The 24626-nt window shown below is 68.2% G+C and carries 19 protein-coding genes, 1 tRNA gene and 1 pseudogene; 16 read left to right on the top strand and 5 right to left on the bottom strand.

Features of this window, described 5'->3' with window-relative positions; all coding sequences use genetic code 11:
- Positions 1–1596: an RNA repair transcriptional activator RtcR gene (gene rtcR / locus ACREB7_RS07860; protein ID WP_431591726.1), complete on the bottom strand. Its 1596-nt coding sequence runs from the start codon at positions 1594–1596 to the stop codon at positions 1–3.
- Positions 1597–1859: 263 nt separating this feature from the next.
- On the opposite strand from rtcR, the gene ACREB7_RS07855 reads away from it, so the two are divergent.
- From ACREB7_RS07855 to ACREB7_RS07780, 16 genes are all read left to right on the top strand, one after another.
- Positions 1860–3407 carry an RNA-binding protein gene (locus ACREB7_RS07855; RefSeq protein WP_431591725.1) on the top strand — a complete coding sequence of 516 codons (1548 nt, stop codon included), beginning with the start codon at positions 1860–1862 and terminating at the stop codon, positions 3405–3407.
- Positions 3408–3421: 14 nt separating this feature from the next.
- Positions 3422–3486 (top strand) — tRNA-Arg (locus tag ACREB7_RS07850).
- Positions 3487–4093: 607 nt separating this feature from the next.
- Positions 4094–5320, top strand: a complete 1227-nt coding sequence (locus ACREB7_RS07845) for an RtcB family protein (protein ID WP_431591724.1) — start codon at positions 4094–4096, stop codon at positions 5318–5320.
- A 32-nt stretch (positions 5321–5352) separates the two neighbouring features.
- The gene (locus ACREB7_RS07840; RefSeq protein ID WP_431591723.1) at positions 5353–5826 is read left to right on the top strand and encodes a hypothetical protein; all 474 of its coding nucleotides are present in this window, start codon (positions 5353–5355) and stop codon (positions 5824–5826) included.
- A gap of 9 nt (positions 5827–5835) precedes the next feature.
- Complete coding sequence (locus ACREB7_RS07835) at positions 5836–6618, top strand: nucleotidyltransferase domain-containing protein (RefSeq protein ID WP_431591722.1); 783 nt, start codon at positions 5836–5838, stop codon at positions 6616–6618.
- On the top strand, positions 6615–7628 hold the full coding sequence (rtcA, locus tag ACREB7_RS07830) for an RNA 3'-terminal phosphate cyclase (RefSeq protein ID WP_431591721.1): 1014 nt from the start codon (positions 6615–6617) through the stop codon (positions 7626–7628). Before ACREB7_RS07835 ends, rtcA begins: the two co-directional genes overlap by 4 nt.
- Before the next feature lie 148 nt (positions 7629–7776).
- Positions 7777–8670: a TauD/TfdA dioxygenase family protein gene (locus ACREB7_RS07825; RefSeq protein ID WP_431591720.1), complete on the top strand. Its 894-nt coding sequence runs from the start codon at positions 7777–7779 to the stop codon at positions 8668–8670.
- Positions 8667–10070, top strand: coding sequence for an FAD/NAD(P)-binding protein (locus tag ACREB7_RS07820; RefSeq protein ID WP_431591719.1), 1404 nt, complete (start codon positions 8667–8669; stop codon positions 10068–10070). Before ACREB7_RS07825 ends, ACREB7_RS07820 begins: the two co-directional genes overlap by 4 nt.
- Before the next feature lie 48 nt (positions 10071–10118).
- Positions 10119–10742 carry a TetR/AcrR family transcriptional regulator gene (locus ACREB7_RS07815; RefSeq protein WP_431591718.1) on the top strand — a complete coding sequence of 208 codons (624 nt, stop codon included), beginning with the start codon at positions 10119–10121 and terminating at the stop codon, positions 10740–10742.
- Between the two features lie 341 nt (positions 10743–11083).
- Entirely contained in the window at positions 11084–11497 is a 414-nt protein-coding gene (locus ACREB7_RS07810) for a hypothetical protein (protein WP_431591717.1), read from the top strand.
- A gap of 5 nt (positions 11498–11502) precedes the next feature.
- Positions 11503–12798: an efflux RND transporter periplasmic adaptor subunit gene (locus ACREB7_RS07805; RefSeq protein ID WP_431591716.1), complete on the top strand. Its 1296-nt coding sequence runs from the start codon at positions 11503–11505 to the stop codon at positions 12796–12798.
- Between the two features lie 104 nt (positions 12799–12902).
- Entirely contained in the window at positions 12903–16079 is a 3177-nt protein-coding gene (locus ACREB7_RS07800) for an efflux RND transporter permease subunit (protein WP_431591715.1), read from the top strand.
- 11 nt (positions 16080–16090) lie between these two features.
- On the top strand, positions 16091–17491 hold the full coding sequence (locus ACREB7_RS07795; RefSeq protein WP_431591714.1) for an efflux transporter outer membrane subunit: 1401 nt from the start codon (positions 16091–16093) through the stop codon (positions 17489–17491).
- 339 nt (positions 17492–17830) lie between these two features.
- Entirely contained in the window at positions 17831–18454 is a 624-nt protein-coding gene (locus tag ACREB7_RS07790; protein WP_431591713.1) for a hypothetical protein, read from the top strand.
- A complete protein-coding gene (locus ACREB7_RS07785) occupies positions 18378–18986 on the top strand; it encodes an RNA polymerase sigma factor (RefSeq protein WP_431591712.1) in 609 nt (202 codons plus the stop codon). The genes ACREB7_RS07790 and ACREB7_RS07785 overlap by 77 nt, the downstream gene beginning before the upstream one ends.
- Positions 18983–19309, top strand: a complete 327-nt coding sequence (locus ACREB7_RS07780; RefSeq protein ID WP_431591711.1) for a hypothetical protein — start codon at positions 18983–18985, stop codon at positions 19307–19309. The genes ACREB7_RS07785 and ACREB7_RS07780 overlap by 4 nt, the downstream gene beginning before the upstream one ends.
- A 42-nt stretch (positions 19310–19351) precedes the next feature.
- Here the strand turns inward: ACREB7_RS07780 and ACREB7_RS07775 are convergent, their stop codons facing one another.
- From ACREB7_RS07775 to ACREB7_RS07760, 4 genes and pseudogenes are all read right to left on the bottom strand, one after another.
- Complete coding sequence (locus ACREB7_RS07775) at positions 19352–21541, bottom strand: toll/interleukin-1 receptor domain-containing protein (protein WP_431591710.1); 2190 nt, start codon at positions 21539–21541, stop codon at positions 19352–19354.
- Between the two features lie 153 nt (positions 21542–21694).
- The gene (locus ACREB7_RS07770; protein WP_431591709.1) at positions 21695–23413 is read right to left on the bottom strand and encodes a flotillin family protein; all 1719 of its coding nucleotides are present in this window, start codon (positions 23411–23413) and stop codon (positions 21695–21697) included.
- A gap of 63 nt (positions 23414–23476) precedes the next feature.
- On the bottom strand, positions 23477–24103 hold the full coding sequence (locus ACREB7_RS07765; protein ID WP_431591708.1) for an OB-fold-containig protein: 627 nt from the start codon (positions 24101–24103) through the stop codon (positions 23477–23479).
- Between the two features lie 64 nt (positions 24104–24167).
- Positions 24168–24626 (bottom strand): annotated as a pseudogene (locus ACREB7_RS07760) (hypothetical protein); the annotation flags it as partial.

Below are 24626 nucleotides of genomic sequence, written 5' to 3'. Positions count from 1 at the left end.
TCAGGCGTCGGCGATCGCGCGCCAGTCGAGGGCGAAGCGCGCGAGATATTTGCGCAGCCGGTCGGCGTCGTTCGAGCTGGCGCGGCGCGCCTTCGACGCCGCGAACAACAGGCGCCCGGCCTCCGACAGGCTGCGCGACGCGCGGCAGGTGCGCACGACCTCGGCAAGCTGGACACGGTCGAACAGGTCGAGCGCGTCGACCGCTTCCGGCCCCAGCAACGCGTCCAGGCCGTCGTCGGCGCCCGCGACCTGCCCCGACCACAGCGCCCTCAGCCGCGTGATTTCGCCATCGACCTGGTCGCTGTCGATCCGGCCGGTCGGGGCGAGGGTCGCCATGCGGGTGACGCTGGCGGCGAGGTCGCGGAAATTGCCCGGCCAACTCGCCGCCGCCGAGGTCGCGAAGGCCAGGTAGCGCAGGCGCGCTTCCTTGTTGAAGCTCACCCGCTGCCCCTCGCGCTCGGCAAAGCGGTCGAGTTCATAGTCGAGATTGGGCTCGATATCCTCGCGCCGCTGCGCAAGCCCGGGCAGCGCGAAGGTCCACAGGTTGAGCCTTGCGAACAGGTCGTCGCGAAACGCCCCGGCGGCGACCGCGCCGCCGAGGTCGCAATTGGTGCCCGCGATCAGCTGGAAATCGGACGCGCTTTCCTTGTCGGCGCCGACCGGCAGGAAGCGTTTGTCCTCGATCGCGCGCAGGATCATCGCCTGTTCGTCGAGCCCGAGTTCTGCGATCTCGTCGAGGAACAGGATGCCGCCATCGGCCGATTTGAGCAGCCCGGCGCGCTCGGCGACCGCGCCGGTGAAGGCGCCCTTGCGGTGCCCGAACAGCGCCGACATCGCGCCGTCGCCCTTCAGCGTCGCGCAATTGACCTCGACGAACGGCCCCGCGACCTGATGCTTGGCCTTTTTGAGTGCGTGGATACGCCGCGCGAGTTGGCTCTTGCCCGCCCCGGTCGGTCCCATCAGCAGGATCGGCGCCTTCGACCGGCTCGCGACATGCTCGATCTCGTCTATCATGCGGTTGAAGGCCGGGTTGCGCGTCGCGATCCCCGATTTGAGGAACGAGGTGCTCTCGCCCGCCACCGCGGCGAAGCGCGTCGCGATGCTGTCGTAGCGCGACAGGTCGAGGTCGATCGCCGCCCATTTGCCCGGCGCCGCGCCCGACACCCGCCCGACCGGCTGGGTCTGCAGCAGCTTGCCGGGCAGGAAGCGCGCCTCGGTCAGCAGAAACAGGCAGATCTGCGCGACGTGCGTGCCCGTGGTGATGTGGATCAGATAATCCTCGGCCTCGGGATCGAAGGGATAGGCGTTGGCGAAGTCGAGCAGGGCGCCATAGACCTCCTCGAAATCCCACGGATCGGTCAGGTCTATGATGCGGCGGTCGACGCGCGTTTCGGGCGAAATCGATTCGATATCGGCCGCGACATAGTCGGCGAGGCGGCGGTGCTGGCTGGCGTGGAGCATCACGAACCGGTCGACGCGCAGATCCTCGTGCATCGTCAGCGCGACCGACGGGCGCCATTTTTCCCAGCGCGACGGGCCGAACTTGCTCGCGTCGAGGGTCGAGCCGAGAAATCCGATGACGACCAATGGTTTCATTTATCCTATGATATAAGTTCCGATATCATTGTCTATAAATTTTGATCACCCCCAAGCGGCGCGACGGACCGGCGTGCGACACACGATCTATATTTATGTCGTATAATCAATATATTATGGAATTTCCTCGGCCGTTTCCGAGCAACTGGCACGCCTTCTGCAATGCTAAGGGGGTCAGGACATCGCCTGACGGACGCGGTTCAGGGGCGGCCGGAATAGGCCGGTCGCCCCCGGCAGCCGCCGAAGATTTTGAGGATATGGCCATGGCCAACACGACCCTGTTTGCATCGCTGAAGGCGCGGATCCTGCCGCGCACCGATGCCGTCAACCACGCCGGCGGTGCGGCATACAGCTATGGCCCCGAGGCCAGGCTGGCGCAGCTCGCGGCGACCGGGACGCTGGCCGATGGTTTTTATGCGACCGCCGATGCGCAGCTGACCGACGTCCTCGCGGCGGCGCGTGCGGTGTCGCCGGACTTTGTCGCCAGGGCGGCGATCTATGCCCGCCAGTCGGGCGCGATGAAGGATATGCCGGCTTTGCTGACGGCCTATCTGACCGTCGCCGATCCCGACCTGGCGGTGCCGGTGTTCGGCCGCGTGATCGACAACGGCCGCATGCTGCGCAATTTCGTGCAGATCATGCGGTCGGGGGTGGTCGGGCGCTCGTCGCTCGGCACCCGGCCGAAGCGGCTGGTCAAGCAGTGGCTGGAGCAGGCGTCGATGCGCGACCTGATGGCGGCGGCGACGGGCACCAGCCCCAGCCTCGCCGATGTCGTCCGCATGGTCCACCCCGCGCCGGCCGATGCGACCCGCCGTGCCTTTTACGGCTGGTTGATCGGCAAGCCTTATGATGTCGCGGCGCTGCCGGTGGAAATCGCGGCGTTCGAGGCCTGGAAGCAGGCGCCGGACGGCGATCTGCCGCCGGTGCCCTTCGAATGGCTGACCGCCTTTCCGCTGTCGGACCGGCAATGGGCATCGCTCGCCGGCCGCATGGGCTGGCAGGCGCTGCGCATGAACCTGAACACGCTGGCGCGCCAGGGGGCGTTCGCGCTTCCGGGCGTGACCGAGATGGTCGCGAACCGGATCGGCGATCCCCGGGCGATCGAGCGGGCGCGGGTGATGCCGTACCAGTTGATGGTCGCGATGACGCAGGTCGGAGATGGCGTGCCGCTCGCGGTGCAGGCGGCGCTCGAAAAGGCGCTGGAGGCGTCGCTCGCCAAGGTTCCGGTGCTGCCGGGCCGGGTTGTGGTCTGCCCCGACGTCTCGGGCTCGATGAGCTCGGCGGCGACGGGATACCGCAAGGGCGCAACCTCGGCGGTGCGCTGCATCGACATCGCGGCGCTGGTCGCGGCGGCGGTGCTGCGCAGCAACCGTCAGGCGCGGGTGATGCCGTTCGAAGAGCGGGTCGTGCCACTGGCGCTCGATCCGTTTGCACGGGTCGCGGTGAATGCGGCGCGGCTGGCGGCGATCGGCGGCGGCGGGACCAATGTCTCGGCGCCGCTGGCAAAGCTCAACGCCGAACGCGCGGCGGTCGATATGGTGATCCTTGTCTCCGACAATGAAAGCTGGATCGATCCCTCGCGGCGCGGCGCCACGGCGACGATGCACGAGTGGACGAAGCTGAAGCGCCGGAACCCGGCGGCAAAGCTGATCTGCATCGACATCCAGCCCTATGGCACGACGCAAGCGCGTGACGGTACGGACATCATGAATGTCGGTGGTTTCACCGACGCGGTTTTCGACGCGATGGCGCGTTTCGCCGCTGGTCAGGCGCGCGATTGGGTCGGGATTGTCAACGAAGTGGAGATATGAAGAAGAGCGTCACGGCGAATGCCGGAAAGGACTACACTTCGAATGTGGGGGTCGCGGGTTCGAATCCCGCCTGTCCGGAAACGGTCAGTAGCTCAGCGGATAGAGCACCAGCCCTAGGGCATGTCTTTTCCATCCCTCGTCGCCGTGACGCCAGGGAATTTCAGGATTGCCGTGGCGAATGCCGGTGGGGCTACATCCCAAACGAGGTCCGACGAGTAAAGCGCCCCAGCCCCGGAAACGGACTGGGGAGATGCGGGTTCGAATCCCGCCGCTGGAACGTAGCTTAAGGACCGCCGTCTCACCAAAACTCGTCGCCACGGCGACCCGAACGCCGGCGAATGCGGGACGGGACTCCATCCTGTCACGATGGCCCCCTGGGCCGTCTCGTCCCTGAACTTTCGTCGCCGGAACCGACATAGGCTGGCAAATGCCGGTGGGACTCCATTCCAAAGGTGCCAGTGGCGGGCTCCGCCTACGCGCTGGCTTGAATGTCTCATCGATCCTCGTTGCCGGCACCCGGATAACAGTCGGCGAATGCCGGCGGGACTACAGGGTCAGAGCATCCACCCCCGGGTGGAAGGTCGGCGGTTCAAATCCGCCCCCGGCTTGCCGGGGTAGCTCAGGAAAAATGTCTCGCCACGCCTCGTCGCCGGCACCATGAAGATATTGAAAGAAGGAGGTCAGCCATGACCCAGACGACATACGAAGTGCTCAATGTCGAGGGCGGACGCCCGGTCAAGATGTGGACGCGCGGCGTCCCCGTCGAAGACGCCGCGCGCGCGCAGCTGACGAAGGCGGCAAAGATGCCCTTCGTGTTCAAGCATGTCGCGGCGATGCCCGACGTCCATGTCGGCCTCGGCGCGACGGTCGGATCGGTGATCCCGACCCGCGGTGCGGTGATCCCGGCGGCGGTCGGGGTCGACATCGGCTGCGGCATGATGGCGGCGCGCACGACGCTGGTGGCGCACGACCTGCCCGACAATCTGGAGAATATTCGCAGCGCGATCGAGGCGGCGGTGCCGCACGGCCGGTCGGTCGGGCGCGGCAAGCGCGACACCGGTTCGTGGGGCGATCCGCCGGCGGCGATCGTCGACGCCTGGGCGACGCTCGCCGAGCGTTTCGGCCATATCGTCGCCAAGCATCCGCGGCTGAAGAACACCAACAACCTCACGCATCTGGGGACGCTCGGGACGGGAAACCATTTCATCGAGCTGTGCCTCGATACCGAGGCGCGGGTGTGGGTGATGCTCCATTCGGGGTCGCGCGGCGTCGGCAATGCGATCGGCACCTACTTCATCGAACTGGCGAAGAAGGACATGCGCAAATGGTTCATCAACCTGCCCGACGAAGATCTGGCGTACTTCCCGGAAGGGACCGACCATTTCGACGATTATGTCGAGGCGGTGGGCTGGGCGCAGGACTTTGCGGCGCTGAACCGGCGGATGATGATGGCGAATGTGATCGCGGCGCTGCGGCGCCAGATCGCCAAGCCCTTCGAGGCCGAAGCCGAAGCGGTGAACTGCCATCACAATTATGTGACGCGCGAGAATCACTTCGGCGAGAATGTCCTCGTCACCAGAAAAGGTGCCGTGCGCGCGGCGAAAGGCACGATGGGGATCATCCCGGGTTCGATGGGCGCGAAATCGTTCATCGTGCGCGGGCTGGGCAACCCGGAGTCGTTCGATAGCTGCAGCCATGGCGCGGGCCGTGTCATGAGCCGCACCGCGGCGAAGAAGCTCGTCACGCTCGACGAGCATATCGCCGACACCGCGGGGGTCGAATGCCGCAAGGACGAAGGCGTCATCGACGAGACGCCGAAGGCGTACAAGCCGATCGAGGCGGTGATGGCTGCGCAGGCCGACCTCGTCGAGATCGTCCATACGCTGAAGCAGGTGGTGTGCGTGAAGGGGTGATCCCCTTCACGCCGCCGCCCAAGGGGGACATCATGTGCGACCGGGTCGCCGAATGGCGGCAGGACGGCCAGATTTTCGTCTGGCGCTATCCGAAACGCAACAAGCATGCGGGCGAATGGCATTTCACCGGCGATCCGGCGGGGTGCCGTTCGATCTGCGACCTCATCGACCGGATGGTGGGCGGCGAAGCTTGTCATCGGACGATGCGGCTCGGCCAGGTGACACCGGCGATTTCGTCGGTTCCCAACTATGGCGAGACCAAACCGGATCGGTTCTGCTCGATGCGCGTCGCCTTCCGACCCGATGCAGGCGAGGTGACGATGGTTGAGGATGGCGACCGGTTGTTTCTGACCTTTGGCAACGAACAGATGTGCGATTTGCGTGCCGCCTTTGCCGATGTGGAGGTCGGGAACGGCGATTTCGGTATCGCTCCGTCCGATGACCGGAGGACAAAGTCTTGGTGTTTCTGGTGGATGCCTTGGTCCGCCGGACATTATGAACAATAGTTGGAAAAGATGAGTATCGAACCCGCCATCCGGCAAGAAATCGAAACCCGCCTGTCCGCCGTCGAGGCGGAGGATGGCGTGCGCCTGCTGCTCGTGATCGAATCGGGGTCGCGGGCGTGGGGTTTCCCGTCGCCCGACAGCGATTATGACGTGCGCTTCCTCTATGTCCGGCCGCGCCGCGACTATCTGGCGCTGAGCCCGGTGCGCGACGTGATCGAGCGGCCGATCGTCGACGAGATCGACCTCAACGGCTGGGATATCCGCAAGGCGCTGGGGCTGATGCTGCGCAACAATTCGGTCCTGTCCGAATGGATCGAATCGCCGATCGAGTATCGCGACGCTGATCCCGTGATCGCGCGGATGGCCGCGCTGAAGGATCGGCATTTCGATCCGAACGGCTTTGCGCTGCATTATGCGAAGCTCGGGCGGACGTCGGTCGCGCGCTGGTTGCAGGATGCGCAGGAGGTTTCGGTGAAGCGCTATTTCTATGCGCTGCGCCCGGCGCTGGCGATCCGTGTGCTGCGCCGTGATCCCTCGCGCCGGCCGCCGATGCAATTGCAGCAATTGATGGACGAGGCCGACCTGCCCTCATCGACCCGCGAAGAGATCGAGCGGCTGGTGGCGTTGAAGGCGGACACGCGCGAGGCGGGGCCGATCGCGCGCGTCCCCGAAATCGACACGCTGATCGCCGACGAACTGGGGCGCGCGGGCGAGGTGCCGGCGCGGCCGCCGAGCGAGGCGTTCGCGGCCGAAGCGAATGAACTGTTTCTGGAATTGGTAGACGAACAATGATCATCATCGACGGATCCGAAGGCGAGGGCGGGGGGCAGGTCGTGCGCAACAGCGTCGCGCTGTCGCTCGTCACCGGCCAGCCGTTCCGCATCGTCAACGCGCGCGGCAAGCGGTCGAAGCCGGGGCTGATGCGCCAGCATGTCACCGCCGTCGAGGCGGCGCTGCAGATCGGCGGCGCGCGCTGCGACGGGCTGTTCGTCGGCACGTCCGAGATCGAATTTCACCCCGGCCGCGTCACTCCGGGCGACTATCATTTCGCGGTCGGCACCGCCGGCAGCACCGGGCTGGTGCTCCAGACGATCCTGCTGCCGCTGATCCTCGCGGGCGGGCCGTCGCGCGTCGTGCTGGAGGGCGGCACGCACAACATGCTCGCGCCGCCGTTCGATTTCATCGACCGCTGTTTCCTGCCGGTGGTCCATCGCATGGGCCCGACCGTGACGGCGCGGCTGGTCCGCCATGGCTTTTACCCGCGCGGCGGCGGCCGGATCGAGGTCGACATCGCGCCGGCGCCGCTGCGCCCGATCGAGGCGACCGAGCGCGGCGCGCTGCGCGCGCTGTCGGGCGAGGCGCGCTTTGCGAGTCTGCCCTTCGACATCGCGGCGCGCGAGATCAAGGCAGCGCAAAAGACGCTCGGCTGGGACGAGGGGGCGATCGTGGTGCGCCAGCTTCCCGACGAGCAGGGGCCGGGCAATATCCTGTTGCTCGAAGCCGAATATGAGCATGTCACCGAAATCGTCAGCGGTTTCGGCAAGCTTGGCGTGAGCGCCGAATCGCTCGCCAAGACTGCGGCGCAGCGGATGGCGGGCTATATCGAAAGCACCGCCTTTGCCGGACCCTATCTGGCCGATCAGCTGCTGCTGCCCTTCGCGCTTGCGGGCGGCGGGACGTTCACGTCGGTGAAGCCGTCGCAGCACGCGCGGACGGCGGCGGACATCATCACCCGCTTCACCGGCCGCATCACAAATTTCGGCGAACGCCCCGGCGCGCCCTGGCTGGTCGATATCCGCTAGCCGGGGCGGCGCTTCGCGACCAGTCGTGCAAATCGCGCGGGTTGTCGCTTCGTTCTTGTCAATTAATATAGTTGAGTTATCGTGCCGGGTATCGGGACGTGACGATTCGACCGATCCCCCACGTCGCTTTGACAAAAAGGATCGCGCCATGGCCACGCTGCCGCAGACTCCCGATATATTCGACCAGGCCCGCACCCTCGGCATTGTCCTTTCGCCGCTGACCCCGACGCTGGGCGCCGAGATTGCCGGGCTCGACCTCGACCAGCCGCTGACATCGGCCGAGGCCGCCTGGCTGCGCGCCGCCTGGCTGCGCTTCAAGGTGATCTTCTTCCGCGACCAGGACATCAGCCACGAGAGCCATGTCCGGCTCGGCGCGCTGTTCGGCGAGCTCGAAGGCCATCCGGTCATCCCGCATGTCGGCGGTTATCGCGAAATATTGCGGATCGAGGGCGTCGAAGGCGTGCAGCTCACCGCCGAGACGCTCGCGCCGTTTCAGGCCTATAACAAATGGCACACCGACGTGACCTTCCGGCAGAAGCCGTCGATCGCCTCGATCCTGCGCGCGCGAGTGTTGCCGCCGCTCGGCGGCGACACGATGTGGGCCGACACCGCCGCCGCCTATGCGGGGCTGCCGCAGCCGGTGAAGGATCGCATCGAAGGGCTGGAGGCCGAGCATGATATCGTGCGCAGCTTCGGCGGCCGCGTGTCGGAGGAAAAGCGCGCCCAGCTCGCGCGCGACTTCCCGCCGGTGCGTCACCCGGTGGTGCGCACCCATCCCGAAACCGGCGAGAAGATCTTCTACGTCAACTACACCTTCACCAGCCGCATCGTCGATATCCCCGAGGAGGAGAGCGACACGCTGCTCAAATTGCTCTTCGACCGCATCAAGGTCCCCGAATATCAGGTGCGTTTCCGCTGGACGCCGAACGCGATCGGCATCTGGGACAATCGCTCGACCCAGCATTATGCGGTCGGCGACTATTGGCCCGCATATCGCGCGCTCGAACGGGTCACCGTGTCGGGCGATGTGGTGACGCGGTGAAGTTCGACGGCACGATGCTGCAGGGTCCGCGCCCGCGCTTTCGCACCGCCACCCGCGTCGCCATCGTCGGCGCGGGCTTTTCGGGAACGCTGCTCGCGATCAACCTGCTCGAGCAGGAGGATGTCGAGGTGCTGCTGATCGAGCGCGACCGGCGGCGGATGGGCGCCGGGGTCGCGTACAGCAGTTTCGATCAGACCCATCTGCTCAACGTGCGCGCGGGCAATATGAGCGCCTTTCCCGATCGCCCGGGCCATTTCTGCGATTGGCTCGCCGCGCGCGGGCTGGGCTGCGAGAAGGCCTTCGTCAGCCGCGCGACCTATGGCAATTACCTGCGCGAAACGCTCGCGGCGGCGATGGAAAAATATGGCCGGCGGCTGCAACTGATCGACGACGAGGTGCTCGACATCGAGGAGCGCCACGGCAAGGTCACGCTCGGGCTCGTCAATGGCGGGCTGGTCGAGGCCGACAAGGTGGCGCTCGCGATCGGCAACCTGCCGCCGCACGATCATCCCGCGATCGCCGGCGCCGGGCTGACCCCCTGGCGCTATGTCGGCGATCCCTGGGCGAGCCCGCTCGCCGAGGGGTTGCGCCAACATCAGACGGTGCTGGTCGTCGGCACCGGGCTGACCGCGATCGACGTCATCCTGCGGCTCACCGCAAACGGTTTCGACGGCAGGATCGTCGCGATGTCGCGCCGCGGTCTCCGCCCGCATCGCCATGTCGACGGGCTGGCGCCGGTTCGGCCGGTCCTCGCCAGACCCGCGCCCGAGCTGTCCGATCTGGTGCGCTGGGGCCGCGAGGCGGCGCGCCGGGCCGACTGGCGGCTCGCGGTCGATTCGATCCGCCCGATCACCCAGATGATGTGGGCCTCGGCCGATGCCGGCAAACGCGCGCGCTTCCTCCGCCACCTGCGCCCCTTCTGGGACGTCCACCGCCACCGCCTCGCGCCCGAGGTCGCCGATCGCATCGACGCGCTGATCGCCCGGCGCCAGCTCGTCTTTCGCGCCGGCAAGATCGACGACGTCGTCAGCGAGCCCGACAATGTCGCGGTGCACTGGCGCTCGCGCGGCGAGGACCGCACCCGGCGGCTTGACGTCGCGCGGATCATCAATTGCACCGGGCCGCAGGGCGACCTCTTGCGCGCGACCGACCCGCTGGTGCGCCGCCTGCTCAAGCAGGGGGTGATCCGTCCCGACGCGCTGCGCCTCGGGCTCGATATCGATCGCGACGGCCATGTCATGAATCGCGAGGGCCGCGCTTCCGACCATATCCTCGCGATCGGACCGATGACGCGCGGCGACCTGTGGGAGGTGGTCGCGGTGCCCGACATCCGCAACCAGGTGAGCGCGCTCGCGCGGCGGCTGGTCAATGCGCATTGGACGGGCGGCGAGGGGCTGTAGACGCCCCCCACTGGACTTTTTCGGGCGGCATATTATATACCGACCGTTATGGAACAGGATGTCATCTCCGCCCCCGCCTCGACGCAGAAGGGTCGTCCGCGCGAATTCTGCGTCGATCAGGCGCTCGCCTCGGCGCTCCACGTCTTCTGGGCCAAGGGCTATGACGGCGCGTCGATGACCGACCTGACCGAGGCGATGGGTATCACCAAGCCCAGCCTCTACGCCGCCTTCGGGAACAAGGAAGCCTTGTTTCACAAGGCGTTGGATTTGTACGAGCAGGAAAAGCTCGAATATGGCCGCGCCGCGCTCGAACAGCCGACGGCGCGCAAGGTCGCCGAACATTATCTGCGCGGCGCGATCGAAATCCATGGCGGCGCCAGCGACCCGAAGGGGTGCATGGGGCTGATCTCGTCGCTCGCCTGCAGCCCCGAGGCCGAGTCGATCAAGGCCGATGTCGTGCGCCGCCGCGCCTCGTCGCAGCGCCTGCTCGTCGAGCGCTTCGAGCGCGCCAAGGCCGAGGGCGACATTCCCGCGCATGTCGATGCCGAGGGACTGACCAGCGTGCTCTATGCTTTGCTTCAGGGCATCACCGTCCAGGCCGGCGCCGGCGCCACCCGCGCCGAGCTCGAACGGCTGGTCGACACCAGCATGATGCTCTGGCCCAGCGCCTGACCCATGCGCGCCTGAACGGCGGATGAAAATTATTTCGTACCGGTCGGTATAAAACTCTTGACGCGGCGCTGATTCAGGTTATATACCGGACAGTACAGAAGGTGGCTGGACGGTTCGACCGGCTGCGAGGACGCGAAGGGAACGCCGATGCGCAAACGGACATGTAGAACCGCCTAGGGATCACCCGGGCACATAAGCAACATAATCGCGACCGGCGACGGACCCCGTTTTCACGCGGCGGACGAACCCTTTCGCTTATCCAAAATCTCCCCTCGCCGGGCGCAAGCGTCCCGGGGCCTGAGCCCCCTTGCGCCCGGCACCCCCATCCAAGGAGGACAACCATGGCCTATCTTGCTGTCAACGAAGCGCTCGATTTCGCCCTTGCTCCCGCTCGTGTCGCCGCCCTTGCCCCCGTGGCGGCGCTCGCGGCGCCCAAAGCCAAACCCGCTGGCTTTTCGGCGCTCGAATGGTCGGTCGTGATGCTCGCGCGTCACGACCGGCCATCATCGCTCCGTGAGCCCGGCCGCGCGGGTCGTCTGCTCGGCGCGATCTTCGGCGACAGCTATAACCGCCGTCTCGCCGACCCGAAGCTCGAGGCGCTGCGCCGCATGGCGGTGCTCACCTGGCACCATGGCTATGCCGTGACCACGGTGCAGATCGACGCCTTCCTCGCCGCCGGTTTCACCACCGACCATTATGACCTGCTCGGCCGCCGCGTCGCCGACGTGCTCAGCACGCGCCTCTTCCGAAAGTAAGACCCATGAACATGCTCTCTCCCTTCGACCGCGCGAAAGCGCGGGAGGTCGAACTCGTCCCCGGTACGGCCGCCATCGCCGCCAGGCCCCCCCGCCGCTGGCGTCGCGGCCTGGCTGTCGGCCTGCCGCTCGCACTCCTCGTCGCCGGCGGCTACGCCTTCACCAGCCGCGATAACGCCGCCGTCGCCGCGCCGCCGGTGCCGATCGTCACCGTCGCCGCGCCGCTGCTACGCGACATCACCCAATGGGACGATTATGTCGGCCGCTTCGAGGCGAGCCGCGCGGTCGAGGTGCGCCCGCGCGTCTCGGGCCAGCTCGTCGGCGTCCACTTCACCGACGGCCAGATCGTCCGCAAGGGCCAGCTGCTCTTCACGATCGACGCGCGCCCCTTCAACGCCGCGCTTGCCGAGGCGCGCGCCGATGCGGCGAGCGCGCGCAGCGACCTCGAACTTGCGCGCGTCAACCTCGCGCGCGCCAACCGGCTGATCGCCGACGAGGCGGTGTCGCAGAGCGATCTCGACCAGCTCAACGCCCGCGTCCGTGCCGCCTCGGCAGCGCTCGCCGCCGCCGACGCCCGCGTCCGCTCGCGGTCGCTCGACGTCGAATTCACCCAGGTGCGCGCGCCGATCGGCGGCCGCATCTCCGATCGCCGCGTCGACTCGGGCAACCTCGTCGCGGCGGGCGAGGGCGCGGGTGGCAGCTTGCTCACCACGATCAACGCGCTCGACCCGATCTATTTCAACTTCGACAGTTCGGAGGCCTTGTTCCTCAAGGCGCAGCGCGAGCGCCAGGCGGGCGCCGCTGCGGCGCAGCAGGTCGAGATCCGGCTGCAGGACGAAAGCGACTATCGCTGGCAGGGCCGGGTCGATTTCTCCGACAATGCGATCAACGCCAATTCGGGCACGCTGCGCGTCCGCGCGGTGATCGACAATCCCGACTATTTCCTGACCCCCGGCATGTTCGGCAACATGCGCCTCGCGCAGGGCGGCACGGTGTCGGCCTTGCTCGTTCCCGACGCCGCCGTGCGCACCGACCAGGCGCGCAAGCAATTGTTCGTCGTCGGCAAGGACGGCATCGTCGCCGCGCGGCCGGTCGAGACCGGTCCGCTCGTCGCCGGGCTGCGCGTCATCCGCTCGGGGCTGAAGGCGGACGACCGGGTGATCGTGCAGGGCATCCAGTTCGCTCAGCCGGGCGGCAAGGTGACCGCCAAGCCCACCACGATCCGGCCGAAAGCCGCGCCCGCCGCGCCGACCGGTCAGGGCCAGTCGCCCGCCGCGTCGCAGGCGACGCTCGCGCCCTAAGTCCGCGAACCAAGTCCGTGAACCGCGCCGGCCCCGTCCGGCGCGGCACCGCCCAATCCGATTAAACCATCTGCCGGCCCCCTGGTGGGCCGAGGAGGCTCGCCATGCGTCTCAGCCATTTCTTCATCCGCCGCCCGATCTTCGCGGGCGTGATCGCGATCATCATCACGATCGTCGGCGCCTTCGCCTATTTCGGGCTGCCGGTGTCGCAATTTCCTGCCGTGGTCCCGCCGACGGTGACGGTCAGCGCCAATTATCCCGGCGCCTCGGCCGAGACCGTCGCCGACACCGTCGCCGCGCCGATCGAGCAGCAGATCAACGGCGTCGACAATATGCTCTATCAATCGTCGCAATCGACCGGCGACGGACGGCTGACGGTCACCGTCACCTTCAAGCTTGGCACCGATCTCGACACCGCGCAGGTGCTGGTCCAGAACCGCGTCGCGCTCGCCGAGCCCAGCCTGCCCGAGGAAGTGCGGCGGCAGGGCGTCGTCGTGCGCAAGACCTCGCCCTCCTGGCTGATGGCGGTCAACGTCCTCTCGCCCGACGGCTCGCTCGACCGCAGCTATGTCTCCAACTATGCGCTGACCCAGCTCAAGGACCGGCTGACCCGTGTCGACGGCATCGGCGACGTTCAGGTGTTCGGCGCGCGCGACTATGCGATGCGCGTGTGGATCGACCCCGGCCGCGCCGCCGCGCTGAACCTGACCGCAGGCGACATCGTGACGGCATTGCGCGAGCAGAATGTCCAGGTCGCCGCCGGCACCGTTGGCCAGCCGCCCTTCGACACCGGCGCCGCGCACCAGCTCAGCGTCGAGACGCAAGGCCGCTTCAAGACCGCCGACGAGTTCGCCAATATCATCGTGCGCACCGCGCCCGACGGGGCGATCACGCGGCTCAGCGACGTCGCGCGCGTCGAACTGGGGGCCGAGGATTATGGCGTGAACGCCTATCTCTCGGGCCAGGATTCGATCATCATGGGCGTCACCCAGCGGCCGGGCACCAACGCGCTCGCCGCCGCCGAGGGGGTGAAGGCCGAGCTCGCCGAAGCGGCCAAGAGCTTTCCCAAGGGGCTCGAATATAAGATCATCTGGAACCCGACCGAGTTCATCAGCGAATCGATGTCCGCGGTGCAGCAGACCCTGCTCGAGGCGATGCTGCTCGTCGTCCTCGTCATCCTGATCTTCCTGCAAAGCTGGCGCGCCGCGATCATCCCGGTCATCGCGATTCCCGTGTCGCTGATCGGCACCTTCGCGGTGCTCGCCGCGCTCGGTTACTCGCTCAACACGCTGTCGATGTTCGGCCTGGTGCTCGCGATCGGCATCGTCGTCGACGACGCGATCGTCGTCGTCGAGAATGTCGAGCGTAATATGGAGCATGGCCTCAGACCCCGCGAAGCCGCGCACACCTCGATGGACGAAGTGTCGGGCGCGCTCGTCGCGATCGTGCTCGTGCTCTGCGCGGTGTTCGTGCCGACGACCTTCCTCACCGGCATCACCGGCGAATTTTACCGCCAGTTCGCGGTGACGATCGCCACCGCCACCGTCATCTCGCTGATCCTGTCGCTCACCCTGTCGCCCGCGCTCGCCGCGATGCTGCTCCGTCCGCGCGCGACCGAGGCGCCCGCCTCGGGATGGCGGCGTTATGCCTGGCAGGCGGGCGACAAGTTCAACCGCAGCTTCGACCGGCTCAGCGACTGGTATGCGACGACCGTGCGCCGCGTCGTCGCCGCCCCGCGCAAGGCGTTCCTAACCTATGGCGCGCTGATCGCCGCGACCGCCGGAATCTTCTGGGCGACGCCGGCGGGCTTCGTCCCCGCGCAGGACCAGGGCTATGCCCTCGCCGCGATCCAGCTCCCCCCGGGCAGCTCGATCCAGCAGACCGACGCGGTGCTCAAGAAGGTGGTGAAGAAGCTGCTCGAGGTGCCCGGCACCGAGGCGGCGGTGATGTTCGCCGGCTTCGACGGCGCCTCGGGCACCCAGGCTTCGAACGCCGGCGCGGCCTATGTCACCTTCAAGCCCTTTGCCGAGCGTGCGGGCACCGACCGCACCGAAGCCAATATCGAGAATGACATGCGCGCCGCGCTCGCCGACGTGAACGACGCCTTCGTCTTCGTCATCCCGCCGCCCGTCATCCAGGGCATCGGCAACGGCGGCGGCTACCGCATGATCGTACAGGACCGCAGCGACGCCGGCTATCAGGCGCTCGAGCAGGCGGGCGGCCAGCTGATCGGCGCCGCGCACCAGCAGCGCCAGCTCGCCAACGTCTTCACCCTCTACAACACCGCGACCCCGCGCGTGTACGCCGACATCGACCGCGCCAAGTCCGACATGCTCGGGGTGCCGCCGGCGCGGGTGTTCGAGGCGCTGCAGGTCTATCTCGGCTCCGCCTATGTCAACGACTTCAACCTGCTCGGGCGCACCTTCCGCGTCACCGCGCAGGCCGAGGCTGCGGCGCGCGACGATCCGGCGGACATCGCGCAGCTCAAGACCCGCTCGAACTCGGGTCAGATGGTGCCGCTCGGCGCGGTCGCGACCTTCAGCGACCGGACCGGCCCCTATCGCGTCACCCGCTACAACCTCTTCCCCGCGGTCGAGGTCGATGGCGAGACCGCAGCCGGTTATTCGACGGGTCAGGCGATCGCGGTGATGGACAAGGTTGCTCAGGACCTGCCTGCGGGCTTTTCGGCCGAATGGACCGACCTCGCCTTCCAGCAGAAGGCGGCGGGCAATGTCGCCGCGCTGGTCTTCGCGCTGTCGGTGGTGTTCGTCTTTCTCGTCCTCGCCGCGCAGTTCGAAAGCCTGACCTTGCCGCTCGCGATCATCCTGATCGTGCCGATGACCCTGCTCGCCGCGATGGCGGGGGTGAATCTGCGGGGTCTCGATAACAATATCCTGACCCAGATCGGCCTCATCGTGCTGATCGCGCTCGCCGCGAAAAATGCGATCCTGATCGTCGAATTTGCCAAGCAGGCCGAGGAACGCGGCGCGAGCATCGTCGAGGCGGCGGTTGCGGCGGCGCGTGCGCGTCTCCGTCCGATCCTGATGACCAGCTTCGCCTTCATCCTCGGCGTGGCGCCGCTCGTCTGGGCCTCAGGACCCGGCTACGAACTGCGCCAGGCGCTCGGCACTGCGGTCTTCTATGGGATGATCGGGGTCACCTTCTTCGGGCTGATCTACACGCCCAGCTTCTATGTCGTCTGCCGCACGCTTGGCGACCGCTTGGCCGCCCGTCGCGGTCGCGGCGGCTCCGCCGATCCCGTGCTCCAGCCTGCCGAATAAGGAGAAAGCCCATGCGCAATTTTCTCATCGCCACCGTGTCCGCGTTCACGCTCGCCGCGTGCGCGGTCGGGCCGGACTTCGCCACACCCTCCTCCCCCGTGACGGCGTCCGGCCCCTTCCTCTCGACCAAGGCCGGGGTCACCACCACCGCGCCCGCCGACGCGAACTGGTGGCGGCTCTATAACGACCCGGTGCTCGACACTCTCGTCGCCGACGCGCTTGCCGCCAACACCGACGTCCGCGTCGCGGTGGCGCGCATCGCCAAGGCCCGCGCGGCGCTCCGCGAAGTGCGCGGCGACCGCCTGCCATCGACCAACCTCAGCGCCGGCGCGAATTACGGCCGCGTCAGTGAAGGCTCAGTCCCTGCAGGCGCCGACCGCACCGGGTGGCAGGTCGATGCCGGGCTCACCGTCGGTTATGAGGTCGATCTGTTCGGCCGTGTCTCGCGCGGCGTCGAGGCCGCACGCGGCGATGTCGCGGCGGCCGAGGCCGACGCCGATGCAGTGCGTGTCACCGTCGCTGCCGAAACCGCGCGGGCCTATGCCGATGCCGCCTCTTCGGCCGAACGGCTCGGCGTCGCCGAACGGATCGTTGCCTTGCTCGACCAGTCGGTGAAGCTCACCGCACGCCGCGCCGAAGTCGGCCTCACCACCCGCCTCGACACCGCGCGCGTCGCGGCGCTGCGCAACCAGCGCGCCGCCGACATCCCCGCGATCGCCGCCGAGCGCGACGCCGCGCTCTTCCGCCTCGCGACGCTCACCGGGCGCACCCCGGCGGACTTGCCGCCGATAGCTGCGGCGCGTACGACGACGCTCCGCCTCGACCAGCCGATCCCCGTCGGCGACGGCGCCGCGCTTCTGGCAAGGCGTCCCGACGTGGCCGCCGCCGAACGCCGCCTCGCCGCCGCGACCGCGCGCATCGGGGTCGCGACCGCCGACCTCTATCCGCGCGTCACGCTCGGCGGCTCGATCGGCCAGACCAGCGGCGGGCTCGGCGACCTCTTCGGCGGCGGTCCGCTGCGCTGGCTGCTCGGCCCGCTGATCAACTGGAGCTTCGGCAACCAGGAGGCGATCCGCGGCCGGATCGCCGGCGCCGAGGCCGATACCCAGGCCTCGCTTGCGACCTTCGACGGCACTGTCCTGCGCGCGCTCGAGGAAACCGAGACCGCTCTCTCCTCCTACGCGCATATGCTCGACCGCCGCACCGCGCTGCAATCGGCGCGCGACGAAGCCGGGATCGCGGTCAGGATCACCCGCGCGCAGCAGCGCGAGGGCGCGATCGACGGCCTCGCGGCGCTCGACGCCGAACGCACCTTCGCCGAGGCCGAGGGCGCGCTGGCGCTGGCCGATGCCCGCATCGCCGACGCGCAGGTCGATCTGTTCCGCGCGCTCGGCGGACGGTGGGATAGCTGAAAAGGCCCTACCCTTTAGGGGAGGGCAGCGAGACTTGGCAGCTTGCTGCCTTAGTCGCAGCAGGTGGGGGCCGGCGACCTTGCGCTATCTCGCAGGCCCCCACCCCAACCCCTCCCCTGAAGGGGAGGGGCTTTATAAAAAGTTTCCGCACCCCCGCATCCAAACCCGTACCCCACACCGTCTACTCCCTGACCGGCCCTGACAGCCGGTCCTTGCGGCGACCGCGACGCGGTTCCCGACCGGCCATCCGCTCTCCCCGGGGCGGCCTGCCTCAGCGGCCTTGCCCGCGGTCGCCGCCTGTGGTTTCACCATGCCTTCGGGCATGCAGGGAGAAAGACGATGTTCCATCTTTTGGCCGCGACCCAGGCGGCTGCTGTCGCCGCCCCGGCTGCCCCGCCCGCCGCCGCCGCCGTGGCGACGGTGCCGGTCACCGTGCCCGCGCAGGCGATCAGCGCGGCCGATGTCGCAAGCTATATCGACCCGCGCGACATCGCCTCCTTCATGCCGCCGCCGCCGCCGACCACCGAGTTCGTCGCGGTCAGCGACAGCTTTTTCCGCCTGATGGAAAATATCACGATGGTCGCGCTGTTCGTCATCGGCTTTTTCCTGCTCGCGCGGCTCATCCATGCGTGGATGCTCCACCGCTCGATCCGCCGCGCGCTCGATGCCAAGTCCGACGCGGTCGCGCCGCTGATCGACAAGCTCAACAAGCCCTATGAACATCTCGGCGCGCTCGGCGGCAATAGCGCCACGCCGAATGGCGGCGACGACCGCAATGCGCTCGTCCTCATCGCGATCGGCCTCGCGATGGCGGGCTTCGGGCTGATCCAGGGGCATGAGGAACTGATCCGCATCTCGGCCGGCGCCGCGCTCTTCCCCGCCTTCGTTGGTATCGCCCTGCTCGTCCGCCGCCGCCTCGCGCGCGCTGCGGCTGCTGAGGAACGGGCCGCTGCGCAGGGATGAGGACGCCCATGCCGATATTGCGCTCAACCAGCGCGTTGCCGGGGGCGACCGCGCCGCTTTCCAGCTCCTCGTGCTGCGGCACGAGGGGCGATTGCGCGCCTTTCTGTCGCGCGCTGCGGGCAGCGAGGCCGATGGCGACGACCTCGCGCAAGAGGCGTTCGTCCGCGCCTGGCGCCGGGCGGGCGATTATCGCGGGCAGGGGAGTTACGCCGCCTGGGTCATGGGGATCGGCTGGCGCCTGTTCCTCGACCAGCGCCGCACCGCGAAACGCCGCGAAAGCCTCGCCTTGCGCGATGACGCCCCGACCAGCAGCAATCCGCATGGCGCGACCGACGCCGCGATCGACGCCGACCGGCTGCTCGCCACGCTCACCGCGCCGGAACGCGCCGCGCTCACCCTCTGCTTCGGCCATGGCTGGTCGCATGGCGAGGCCGCCGAGATCATGGGCGTGCCGCTCGGCACGCTCAAATCCCTGGTCTTGCGCGGGCGCGCCAAGGCGCAGAAACTGATCGGCGAAGGAGGCGCGGCATGACCGGTTCGGACGACAGCGCGATGGATGCGATGCTGAGCGCCATGCTCGCCCCGCCCGCGCGTGCCGGCGACCGCGCCTTCGCGGCCCGGGTCGACCGCGCGATCGACGCCGAGGCCGCCTATGCCCGCGCCCGCGCGCGCTTCTGGACCAGCTTCGCCTTCGAGGCGCTGGCCGTGATGGCGCTGCTCGCCGGCCTCTGGCTGCTCTCGGGCACGCCGCTGCTCGCGCCGCTCGCCGGCCCGGCGCAATGGGGGCTTGCGCCGCCGCTGCTGCTGATCCTGCTGCTCTGGTTCGGCGGCACGCAAAGGTTGCGCGGGGTTTAGGGCCGCCTTCTCCCCGCCCTTTCGGGGCAGGGGAATGGGGTTTCATTGCCCGCAGACCGCGCGCGTGCCCCACACCGCGCCGATCAGCGGGTCGGCGGCGCGTTCGTCGGGCGTGAACAGGCTTTTGTCGCCGCGCAATATCCCGCACGCCGACCCCGCCAGCCCGGCCCAGTCGCCGAATATCGGCGTCAGGTTCCAGATGCGAACCGCGCCATCGGCGGTGGCGGTCGCCAGTTGCCGGTTGTCGGGGCTCAGCCCCAGCGCGGTGACTGCGCTGCGGTGCGCCTCGAAATCGGCGATCTGCTGGCGCGACGCGATGTCCCAGACCGCGACATGGCCGTCGATGCCGCCCACGGCGACGAACCGCGAATCGGCGCTGATGACGAAGGCGCCGTTGGCGACGCGGCGCGTCTGCGGCAAATTCACCTCGACCAGCCCGTCGGCGATGCGGGTCAGGCGGATGACCCCGGCGGCGTCGATCTCGATCGCATGCGTGCCGTCGGCGGCGATGGCGAGCGCGCCGGCATTGCGTGCGTCGTTTCTCAGACTGCCGACCAGCGCGCCGCCGCGCCGGATCTGCAACCCCTCGCTCAGCGACATGGTGACGATCGTCGATCCGTCGGGACCCCAGGCGGCCGAGCGCAGCCCGTCGATCAGGATCGGTTCGCCCAGCCTTTCGCCGGACAGGTTCCAGATCCGGGCGCTCTCGTCGAGCGACCCGGTCAGGATGCGCTGGCCATCGGGGTGAAAGCTCGCCGACAGCACCGGGCCATCATGGTCGCCGAACCGGGTGACGACCGCACCGGTCGCGCTGTCGCGCAGTTCGACACTGCCGTTCGCCAGCGAAATCAGGAAGCGGCTGCCGTCGGCGTTGAACCAGTTGTTCGACAATTTGGTGCCGCCGACCGCCGCGTCGGCGTTCATGCCGCGCGACGCGCCGCGCACCCCGACGGTGCCTTTCGACGCGCCGACCATCCCCTTGGTCGCGGCCTGACCGAGCGCGATCGGGGCCCCGCTGCGCGCGTCGAACAGCCGCGCCACCTGGTCGAGCCCCGAGGTCATCAGGCGCGCGCCGTCGGGGCTCAGGGCCAGGAAACTGACGTCGCGGCCGCCGCTGCTGAAGCCCGCCGTCGCCTGCGGTTCGGCGATCAGGCGCGCGAGCAGGACGCGCTGCTGGGGGATGCTGGCGGGCGAAATCCGCGCCCCTGCCAACGCATAACGCAGCGCGAGGTCGGTCTTGCCGTCGTCGGCGGCGGCCAGCCCACGCTGCGCGAAGCTGTCGGCGAGCGCGCCTTGCGCGCGGGCGAATTGCGCCTCGGCGCGGGCGGCGTTGCTGCGCGCGATGCCGGTCTGGCGCTGCGCCTCGGCGGCGTTGGCGAGCGCCAGAGCGCGTTGCTGCTCGGCCAATTTGCGCTGTTCGTCGGCAAATTTGCGCGCCGCGCTTTCGCGCGATCGCGCCAGCGCTTCGGCTTCGGCGCGCTGCTGCGCCAGCGCCTCGCCCCGGCGCGCCCGATCGGCCTGTTTCTCGGCGAGGATGCGCTGCTGTTCGGCGTCGCGCGCGCTGCTGTTCGCCGCGAAGCCCAGCGCCGTCGCCACCCCCGCCAGCGCGATGAACAGCGCGAGCGCGCCCGCCATCGCCACCATCTGCCGCCGCCGCCGCGCTTCCTCGCGCCGCCGCAGCTGGTCGAGGTCGAGCCCGAGCAGCCCGGCGAGCAGTTTCTGCCGCCCGCCCGCCGCGCCGTCGCCGATGATATGCCCCGTTTCCTTTCGGATATCGCGCAGGTCGGCGGCGAGCACCGAAGTTTCGCGCAAGGCAGGCGGCATGCACTGCACATCGGGATCGTCGCTGTCGGGGTCGCCGTCGCCGATGACGGGGAAGATCGCGTCATTGCCGTTCTTGGCGCGAAACAGTCGGATTTCCTCGTCGACCCAGTGGCTCCGCGCCGAATTGGGGGTGCATAATATGATCAGCGCTTCGCTCGATTCGAGCGCCGCGCGCAGCCGGTCGCCAAGCTCGCCGCCGCCCGCCAGATCCTCGCGATCGCGAAAAATCGGGTGCAAGGTCGCGGGCACCGGCCCGCGTTTGCCCGCCATGCCCTGCAGCGCCTTGGGGACTTTATAGCTGTCGAGGAAGCGGTGGAGTTTCGCGGCCAGCTTGCCGTCGGCGCGGGCGTAGCTGAAGAAGGCGCGGTAGCGCGCCTCTTCGCCGATCTCGCTCGTCGCTGTCGTCATCTTCGCCCCCGCTTCCTCCACCTAATCCAAGGTTGCAGGCAAAGAAAGCCGTTCGCCAATTACCGTAGCCCTGAGCCTGTCGAAGGGCGCCTCTCGGATGGGCGCCCTTCGACAGGCTCAGGGCTACGGTTTAAGATGCGACCGAACGGGTCTTCAGCTTTCGTCGTTTTCGTCGGCGACCGCTTCGGACGGCGCCGCGCGCGGCTTGCGGGCGGCGCGCGCGGCAGGAGCCGCGACGGGTACCCCAGCCTCAGTCGTTGCCCCACCGATCAGCGCGTCGAGCGAGCCGCCGTCGAAACCCAGTTCCTTCATCAGCCCGTCGATCACCGGCGCCTGCGCGCGATAGGCGAGCGCCGCCGACACCGCGTTGCTCGCGAGGTTGCCGCCGCCACCCCCGCCGCCATTGTCGCCGGCTCCGGCCGCGCCGCCGCCGTTCTGGGTGATGCCGTCGACCTGCACGATCTTGATCGAATCGATCGCCTCCATCGGCTTGGCGGCTTCGCGCACCACCTCGGGCAGGACTTTCAGCAGCGCCATCTTGGTCTGCAGCGAAATCTGGTTCGACGACAGGATGTTCGCCGCCTCGTTGATCGCGCGCTGGCCCGCCGCCTCGACCTCGAAGCGCACCCGCGCCGCCTCGGCGCGCAATTTCTCGGCGTCGGCTTCGCCCTCGGCCTCGAAACGCAGTGCCGATGCGCGGTTCGAGGCCGCCTCTTTCTCCGCCTCGGCCTGCACCTTCACCGAAATCGCCTGCCGCTCGGCTTCCTTCGCCGCCTCGATGAGCTCGATCCGCTTCGAACGCTCGGCGATCTCGGTCTCGCGCGCGGTTGCCACCTGTTCCTCGGCGGCAACCGCGACGGCGCGCGCCTCGTCCGCCTCACCGCGCGCCTGGCTTTCCTCGCGGCTCTTGTTCTGGATCAGGATCTGCTGTTCCTGCCGCGCCAGCTCGACCGCCTGCTCCTGCGCGATGCGCGCTTCCTCGATCGCGCGATCGGCCTCGATCTGCTTGGCGTCGACCAGCTGCTTGGCCTGGATGCGCGCGCCCTCGGCCTCCTGATTGCGCTGCGCCTGTTCGCGGGCGATCTCGGCCGCCTGCACGGCGCGGCGCATTTCGACCTCGCGCTCCTGCTCCAGCCGCGCGAATTCATTGTCGCGGCTGATCTCGAAGCTGCGCTTGTCGGCCTCCAGATTCTTGGTCTCGATCTGGACGCGGGTGTCCTGCTCGATATCGTTGCGCGCCTTCTTGCGCAGCTCGATCTGCTCGGTCAGCTTGGTCAGGCCCTCGGCGTCGAAGGCGTTGTTCGCGTTGAAATGCTCGATCGAGGTCTGGTCGAGCCCGGTCAGCGACACCGATTCGAGCTCCAGCCCGTTCATCGACAGGTCGTTCGAGCTGACCTGCTGCACCTTCTGCACAAAATCGGCGCGCTGCTCGTGCAGCTGGTTCATCGTCATGCCCGCCGCGACCGAGCGCAGCGCGTCGACGAACTTGCCTTCGACCAGATCCTTCAGCGCCTCGGGATTCATCGTGCGCAGACCCAGGGTCTGCGCCGCCATCCCGATCGCGCCGGCATCGGGCCGCACGCGCACGTAAAATTCGGCCTTCACATCGATGCGCAGCCGGTCGAGCGTGATCAGCGCGTCGACATTCTTGCGCTCGACCGCCAGCCGCACCGTGTTCATGTTCACCGGCATGGTTTCGTGCAGCACCGGCAGCACCAGCGCGCCGCCGTTCATGATCACGCGTTCGCCGCGAAAGCCCGTGCGGACAAAGGCGATTTCCTTGGTCGCGCGGCGGTACAGCCGCGTGATGATCAGTCCCAGTATCAGGAGGACGGCAAGACCGATGCCGGCGTAAATCGCGATTTCAATCATCGAAAGCCCCGTTGCTGTTGATTCGGCTTCCGAAATTGGAAGCACCCGGGTCTGATCTTAGGGTCAGTCGAGGCGGGGTAAATAGAAATCGCCGTTGGAAAATCCCTTGAAGGTCTCGCCTTCGCGTTTGACCAGCAACACCGTCTCGCCGGTCTGGAAAATCTGGTCGGCGCTGTCGGGTTCGACCATGATCTGGTGCGGCTGGCCGTGGCGGTCGATACATTTGGCGGGGGCGGGGTTGCCCGGCGATGCGGTGCCGACGGTGATGGTGGCGCGCGTGCCGATCAATTCGTCGCGGTCGATCGCGGTGGTCTCGATGCCCGGAAACACCCGCGCGATGACCCGCGCGGCGGCGCCGGCGGGGGGCAGGGCGGCGACGGCGGTGACCGGCGCCATCAATAGCGCCGATCCCGGCCCGCCGGTCAGCGCCGTGATCAATTGCTGCAACCCCAGCCCGATCGTCCCGAACAGCGCGAGGAAGACGACGAGCCACATCAGAAAGGGAATGCGGCCGATCCCTGCCCAGGCGAGCAGCGCCTCGGCCGCGCCGGCGTCGCCGTCATGGTCGCCGACATGCGCGCCGTCGACATCGCCGACGATGCCCAGCGCCTGGACGGCGCCGATCAGCAGCATCAGCAGCAAGGCGGCGCTGAAGATCGCATTTTCGGGGGCGAAAAACTGGTCGAGCATGATGCTATGTGCCGCGCGCCCAATGACTTGGCAAGCGGGCGGGATTGGCGGCGATCAAGGGCGCTCAGCTGTCCTCGCCGTCGATGCCCTGATATTTGAGCTGCAGATAGCGCTCGCGCGTCGCCAGCTTGTCGAGTTCGCCCGCCGCCAGGCTGCGCGCGGCGTGGCCGATCTCGCTCTCCAGCGTTTTGAGGCCGCCGACGAGCGTTTCGTCGGGGGTGCGTCCGGCATGGGCTTCGGCGCGCAGGCCCGCCGGGATGCGCTGATAGCCCGCGACGAGTTCGGGCAGATCCTCGCCGACCAGCTTGCGGATATTCGCGGCGGCGGGGGAGGAGGCGTCGAGCGTCTGGAGCTGCGGTGCGAGCAGGTCGAGCTGCACCCCGATCCCGTCGACGAGCTGGCGCGCCGGGGCGGGCAGCGCCGGGCGCTGCGCCTCGAGCCAGATTTCGGTGCGCCCCGCGAGCTGTTTCAAATCGGTCTTGGGCAGGTCGACCTGCTGCGGCTCGGGAAAGGGCGCGCGCCC

Source organism: Sphingopyxis sp. (assembly GCF_050725615.1).
In the GTDB taxonomy this organism is placed as follows: Bacteria; Pseudomonadota; Alphaproteobacteria; order Sphingomonadales; family Sphingomonadaceae; genus Sphingopyxis.
Note: the sequence above shows the minus strand (reverse complement) of the source record. Positions and strands in the feature narration are given on the sequence as shown.

Coding starts and splice junctions, on each gene's coding strand:
- rtcA (WP_431591721.1), top strand. CDS start 6,615: ATGATCATCATCGACGGATCCGAAGGCGAGGGCGGGGGGCAGGTCGTG.
- ACREB7_RS07770 (WP_431591709.1), bottom strand. CDS start 23,413: ATGATTGAAATCGCGATTTACGCCGGCATCGGTCTTGCCGTCCTCCTG.
- ACREB7_RS07845 (WP_431591724.1), top strand. CDS start 4,094: ATGACCCAGACGACATACGAAGTGCTCAATGTCGAGGGCGGACGCCCG.
- ACREB7_RS07795 (WP_431591714.1), top strand. CDS start 16,091: ATGCGCAATTTTCTCATCGCCACCGTGTCCGCGTTCACGCTCGCCGCG.
- ACREB7_RS07810 (WP_431591717.1), top strand. CDS start 11,084: ATGGCCTATCTTGCTGTCAACGAAGCGCTCGATTTCGCCCTTGCTCCC.
- ACREB7_RS07815 (WP_431591718.1), top strand. CDS start 10,119: ATGGAACAGGATGTCATCTCCGCCCCCGCCTCGACGCAGAAGGGTCGT.
- ACREB7_RS07840 (WP_431591723.1), top strand. CDS start 5,353: ATGTGCGACCGGGTCGCCGAATGGCGGCAGGACGGCCAGATTTTCGTC.
- ACREB7_RS07835 (WP_431591722.1), top strand. CDS start 5,836: ATGAGTATCGAACCCGCCATCCGGCAAGAAATCGAAACCCGCCTGTCC.
- ACREB7_RS07765 (WP_431591708.1), bottom strand. CDS start 24,103: ATGCTCGACCAGTTTTTCGCCCCCGAAAATGCGATCTTCAGCGCCGCC.
- ACREB7_RS07790 (WP_431591713.1), top strand. CDS start 17,831: ATGTTCCATCTTTTGGCCGCGACCCAGGCGGCTGCTGTCGCCGCCCCG.
- ACREB7_RS07775 (WP_431591710.1), bottom strand. CDS start 21,541: ATGACGACAGCGACGAGCGAGATCGGCGAAGAGGCGCGCTACCGCGCC.
- ACREB7_RS07800 (WP_431591715.1), top strand. CDS start 12,903: ATGCGTCTCAGCCATTTCTTCATCCGCCGCCCGATCTTCGCGGGCGTG.
- ACREB7_RS07780 (WP_431591711.1), top strand. CDS start 18,983: ATGACCGGTTCGGACGACAGCGCGATGGATGCGATGCTGAGCGCCATG.
- ACREB7_RS07825 (WP_431591720.1), top strand. CDS start 7,777: ATGGCCACGCTGCCGCAGACTCCCGATATATTCGACCAGGCCCGCACC.
- ACREB7_RS07855 (WP_431591725.1), top strand. CDS start 1,860: ATGGCCAACACGACCCTGTTTGCATCGCTGAAGGCGCGGATCCTGCCG.
- rtcR (WP_431591726.1), bottom strand. CDS start 1,596: ATGAAACCATTGGTCGTCATCGGATTTCTCGGCTCGACCCTCGACGCG.
- ACREB7_RS07805 (WP_431591716.1), top strand. CDS start 11,503: ATGAACATGCTCTCTCCCTTCGACCGCGCGAAAGCGCGGGAGGTCGAA.